Below are 235 nucleotides of genomic sequence, written 5' to 3' on the forward strand. Positions count from 1 at the left end.
TTTGCCTGTTGTTGCATCTTGCGTGCTACTTGCAGTCGTACCTGCCAATGTGATGTTGTTGTAGTTTGCACTGCCATCAGCATTCTTGTCGTACTTCACTGCAAACTTGTCAGTTTCACCTTGCGCTGCATTTAACGTGTTGATCGCTTGGTTAATGCTGGTTTCTGTGTTGCCACTGCCATCTTTAACTGTCAACGCTGTGTTATCTACACCTGCAATGGTATTGCCTGAACCA

The 235-nt window shown here is 45.5% G+C and carries 1 protein-coding gene; it reads right to left on the reverse strand.

The features are described 5' to 3' along the window. Positions 1–235, reverse strand: a 235-nt coding sequence (locus AC1Z3T_RS21250) for a hypothetical protein (RefSeq protein ID WP_483397002.1), incomplete at both ends; no start/stop codon positions are given.

This window comes from Acinetobacter sp. B-6 (assembly GCF_056930735.1).